This is a genomic window from Desulfovibrio sp. 1188_IL3213, assembly GCF_036763145.1.
In the GTDB taxonomy this organism is placed as follows: Bacteria; Desulfobacterota; Desulfovibrionia; order Desulfovibrionales; family Desulfovibrionaceae; genus Desulfovibrio.
In genome coordinates this window covers 1-3,833 of record NZ_JBAIYR010000217.1, presented here as the reverse complement: position 1 = coordinate 3,833, position 3,833 = coordinate 1, and the positions used below count along the sequence as shown (strand labels likewise).

General features: G+C 52.3%; 4 protein-coding genes and 1 pseudogene. 3 read left to right on the top strand and 2 right to left on the bottom strand.

Annotated features, from left to right (window positions below; all coding sequences use genetic code 11):
• Positions 1 to 204 (bottom strand): annotated as a pseudogene (locus V6C16_RS09065) (hypothetical protein); the annotation flags it as partial.
• A 6-nt stretch (positions 205 to 210) separates the two neighbouring features.
• On the bottom strand, positions 211 to 429 hold the full coding sequence (locus V6C16_RS09060) for a helix-turn-helix domain-containing protein (protein ID WP_333535032.1): 219 nt from the start codon (positions 427 to 429) through the stop codon (positions 211 to 213).
• A 248-nt stretch (positions 430 to 677) separates the two neighbouring features.
• Here V6C16_RS09060 and V6C16_RS09055 point away from each other — a divergent pair, with 248 nt between their 5' ends.
• From V6C16_RS09055 to V6C16_RS09045, 3 genes are all read left to right on the top strand, one after another.
• Positions 678 to 1,937 carry an ATP-binding protein gene (locus V6C16_RS09055; RefSeq protein ID WP_333535033.1) on the top strand — a complete coding sequence of 420 codons (1,260 nt, stop codon included), beginning with the start codon at positions 678 to 680 and terminating at the stop codon, positions 1,935 to 1,937.
• The gene (locus V6C16_RS09050; protein ID WP_333535034.1) at positions 1,934 to 2,374 is read left to right on the top strand and encodes a GNAT family N-acetyltransferase; all 441 of its coding nucleotides are present in this window, start codon (positions 1,934 to 1,936) and stop codon (positions 2,372 to 2,374) included. The genes V6C16_RS09055 and V6C16_RS09050 overlap by 4 nt, the downstream gene beginning before the upstream one ends.
• 66 nt (positions 2,375 to 2,440) lie before the next feature.
• Positions 2,441 to 2,893 (top strand): VOC family protein, encoded by a 453-nt coding sequence (locus tag V6C16_RS09045; protein WP_333535035.1) that lies wholly within the window; start codon positions 2,441 to 2,443, stop codon positions 2,891 to 2,893.
• Positions 2,894 to 3,833: the final 940 nt, after the last annotated feature.

The window sequence follows — 3,833 nt, the reverse complement described above, 5'->3', positions numbered from 1 at the left end:
CTCGCGCCGCTCGCTCCGGATTTGCCTGCCGCTGCCGTGAAGCGCCGGGCATTTGGCAGGGTGAAAATACCAGGCTTTGGCCCGCTCCGCCGCCAGCGAGAGGATGCGCGGAAAGCCGCCTTTTCCTTTGGGTATGGAAATGGCGGCGTTCAGGCGCGGGTGGTGTGGGTCATGCCCGCAGCGATTGCCGGAGGGCAGCGGCATGAATAATCAGATCTCTTCCAGCGATTCCAGAAAACTGTCCAGAGCATGCCGGTCATAGAGAATTCGCCCGCCAATGCGGGTGAAAGGAATATTCGGTTTTTTCGTCAGCCGCGCCTTGTTCAAGAAATCCGTTGAAACACGCAGGTATTGTGCAGCTTCCTCCACACGCATCCAGCGTAAAGGAATATTTGCCAGATTTTCCTTCTTTTCTTTTTGAGCTGCCATTGTACCGTCCTCCATGCTGTAGCAAGACTTTTCCTGCCTTTGTATGGAGTGAGCCTATCACGGGTTTTTCGGGGATTTCCTTGGCTTGGTCGTTTCGCAACCTTCAGCAACTTCCTGCAACGTACAGCAACCAAAAATTTGCGGAAATTTTCCTTGACGGATTTTTTAAAAAAGGAATTTCCTTGTACTTAGCGTATTGTGTCGCAATAAACTTGTAAAATCTACCATGAAGTGGTAGATTTTACACCATGAATAAGCGCACAATACATACACAGTTGATAGAAGCCTTGGCCGACACTCCGGTTGTCTTTCTGCGCGGCGCTCGCCAAACCGGTAAAACCACACTGGTAAAGCAACTGGCCGAAGAGCCTTCTGATTCGGAAAACAGTCGCCAGTATGTCAGCCTCGATTCAGCGACTGCTCTGGCCGGAGCGCTGGAAGACCCCACGGGCTTTTTACAGGGGCTGAAAAAGCCGGTAATCATCGATGAAGCGCAACGCGCCTCAACCCTGATGCTGGCCATCAAAGAAGACGTGGATCGCGAGCGGCATGCCGGACGTTATCTGCTGACCGGTTCGGCCAACATCCTGACCCTGCCGGGCATAGCGGATTCCCTGGCGGGCCGGATGGAAGTGCTGACTCTGTATCCGCTTTCTCAAGGTGAAATTGCCGGAACGCGGGAAGACTTTATCCAGGCACTGTTTCAGAAAGATTTTTCTGTCACGAACACGGGCAAAGATTCCTTGTCAAAGGAGGCGCTTCTGGAAGCCATGACGCTGGGTGGCTATCCTGAAGTGCTGTCACGGAGCAATACCAAACGCCGCGCCGCCTGGTTTGATTCGTACATCACCACGCTGGTGGAACGGGACATCCGCGACATCGCCAACATCCAGGACATCAGCGGCTTGATCCGACTGCTGCGTCTGTTGGGCGCTCGTTCCGGAACACTGCACAACCAGGCGGAGCTTTCCCGTAGCGTGGGTATGTCCGTCAGCACCCTCAGCCGTTACATTCCGTTGCTGGAAGCGTTGTTCCTGATCTGGTTCCTTCCCGCCTGGTCGAGCAACCTGAGCAAACGCCTGGTCAAATCGTCCAAGCTGCATGTTTGTGATTCAGGCCTGGCCTGTCATCTGTGCGGCGCGGATGCGGAACGTCTGGCCGACGATTCAATCATGGCCGGGCGGCTGCTGGAATCTTTTGTGGCCGGGGAATTGCTGAAGCAAAGCAGTTGGACGGAACACCCGGTGACGCTCTATCATTATCGCTCGCAAAGCGGTGAGGAAGTGGACGTGGTTCTGGAAGACCGGGCCGGGCGCGTGGTTGCCGTGGAAGTGAAGCTCTCCGCCAGCGTATCGTCACACGATATCAAAGGCCTTGCCGCACTGCGCGACGCGCTGGGCGATCATTTTGTCCGGGGCGTGATTGTGTATACCGGGCAGGAGGTCATCCCCATGGGTGACAGAATTTTCGCGGTGCCAGTGGGGGTGCTGTTTACTGGAACGGTATGATCATTATACCCGTACACAATCGTTCGGAAATTGAGGCTTGCGCCGATATCTGGCTGCAAGCCTCTCTTGCCGCGCACGACTTTGTATCCGCTGATTTCTGGCATGAAAACCATGCGGCCATGAAGGAGCAGTATCTGCCCGGTTCCGATTGCTATCTGGCCAAAGAGGAAGAAGCTTTTCTGGGTTTTGCGGCTGTATACCAGGGAGCACTGGCGGCTCTGTTTGTCCGGCCTGTATCCTGGAGCAAGGGCGGCGGCTCCGAACTGTTGCGGCATGTGCAGGATTTGTACGCGGAATTGACGCTGACGGTTTACAGCAGGAACAGCCGGGCCGTGAACTTTTATCTGCGCCACGGTTTTGCGGTGAGCAAGGAGCAGGCCTGCCAACATACGGGTGAGCCGGAACTTTTGATGCTCTGGAAAGGAACGGGAAGCTGAATGGTCACCCGGTAGCACATCCAATTCCACCCATTTTGAGATAGCTTGATTAAATCAAAGGAAACCATGAACAGAATCAACGTAATATGCCTTGGGGTGCGTGACATTGTGAAAGCGCGTGCCTTCTACCGCGACGGCCTGGGCTTTACCACACCGAACAATGAAGAAAAGCCGGATGTGGTCTTTTTCAGCAATGGCGGCACCAAGCTCGAACTGTACCCTCTGGCGGAGTTGGCCAAAGACATCAACGAAACCAATCCCCCGGCACTTGGCACCGGATTCGGCGGCATAACGCTTGCCTTCAATGCCAAAACCAAAGAGGAAGTGGATGCCATCTTCGCCAAGGTGGAGAGCCTGGGCGGCACAATCGCCAAACGTCCGGAAACGGCCTTTTGGGGAGGGTACAGCGGATATATCCAGGATCTGGACGGCTATTATTGGGAAATTGCCTACTGGGACGGCTGGCGGTTTGATGCGAACGACATGCTGATTATTGATGAACACCTTATGGACGAATAAAAATAGCCTTAGCTGTCATCGAAAAAGAAATTTTTGCACTGGCTTCGTGAGATACGGGAATTTTGCCACCGGCAGTGGCGAAGTTACGCTACTTTGGCAAGATATAGAGCATTTCCGACATTATACCCGACACTGTCGGTAAAGCTTCACCTCCTGCAAGGCCAGCCTGAACTTGGGGCTTCATGTCACCTGACAGTGCTCGAAGTTTCACTAGCGTGTGTATTTCTCCGGTAGTTTTCGCGGTAGTTTTTGTGGTAGTTTTCGTGGTAGTCGGCAGCAGCAGTGCATCAGCACTCGCAACTCTAAACCCATCGAATTCGATGGGTTTGCAGCAGCGTTCATGTTGGTTTTCGTGCTAGTTTTTGTGCTGGTTTTTGTGCAGATGTCCGTTAGTAATTTTGCAGCGGCCTGCTGCAAAATTGAGCAAAGCAACAGGTGTCCCCAGCCGCACTATCCAATACCGTCCAGCAACACCTTTCCCAACATATTGTCTTTACAGATATTTTTCCGGATATTGACTTTTTTCATTTTGGCAAATAGTATTATATCTTCGATATTTGGGACGTACCTGTCCATCCCCTTGGGGACGCCAATGAAAACAACGGGTTATATCGAAAGATGTAACCCTTTTTTCATGCGGAAACGGTTACAGAAACGGTTTGAAAAAACTGAAGTTTCTGTGTAACGCGCCCCGTACATTTTGGCAAAACGCCGCTTAGTTTTGACCTTGTCAGCAGGCAGAAGCCCGTGCCAAAAATGGCACGGGCAGATTTAAAAAAGAGAAGAAGGTTGGGCGGGGATTTTCCCCGCCCATTTTTTGTAACTAGAAAACCCCCCGCTAGGCGGGGGGTTCTAAAAAGCTTATAGCTTTGCCCAAGTGAGTAAAACTCCTTTTGATTTGTTAAAAAATCTCGCGGTCTGGCAACTGCGAGTCAACAAA